This window comes from Rhodovibrio sodomensis (assembly GCF_016583645.1).
GTDB classification, from domain to species: Bacteria; Pseudomonadota; Alphaproteobacteria; order Kiloniellales; family Rhodovibrionaceae; genus Rhodovibrio; species Rhodovibrio sodomensis.
In genome coordinates, this window is the sequence record NZ_NRRL01000302.1 from 1 (window position 1) to 635 (window position 635).

The following is a 635-nucleotide window of genomic DNA, read 5'->3' on the forward strand; positions in this document are numbered from 1 at the left end:
AGGTCGCCAGCGTGGAGCGGTCGATGATGATGCCCTGGCCGGCCAGCATCTTGGCCTGCCGATAGAGCGGCAGGTGCCAGGCCCACTTCCCGACCGCGATCTGGGCGATCAGGGTGCAGGTCGCGTAGCCGCCCTCGACCGGCTGCTCGGGCGCGGGTGCCTGCACGACCGCGGAACTGCAGGTGCGGCAACCGTAGTAGGCGCGGTGGATGCAAAGAACCCGATAGAGGGCGGGGACCACGTCCAGCAGTTCGCGGATGTCCTCGCCGATCTTGTGCAACGTTCCGGCGCAGCATGGGCAGCTGTCCGTCTCCGGCTCCAAGTGGATGTGCTTGCGCGGCAGATGGCGCGGCAGCGCGCCGCGGTTCCGGCGTGCCTGACGGCCGCGGCGCGGTGTCTTGGGCTTATCCTCGCCTTGCCCGCCATCCTCGTCGTTGGCCGGTGTCGGCAGCGGCGCATTCGCGTCGATGTCGCCCAGATCGAGGTTGGCCTGCTCCGGATCGGCGCGCTCGCTGCTCTGGCCGTAGATCGCCTGCTTGTAGGCCGCGATCAGCTGATGCAGGGCGGCGTTTTCCTGCTCCAACTCGGCCACCCGAGCGGTCAGATCGGCGATTTTCTGGGTGAGTTCGGCGACG

1 protein-coding gene is annotated in these 635 nt (G+C 68.3%); it reads right to left on the reverse strand.

Features of this window, described 5'->3' with window-relative positions; all coding sequences use genetic code 11:
- A partial coding sequence (locus CKO28_RS27870; protein ID WP_200344811.1) for an IS66 family transposase zinc-finger binding domain-containing protein occupies positions 1–635 on the reverse strand: 635 nt, incomplete at both ends.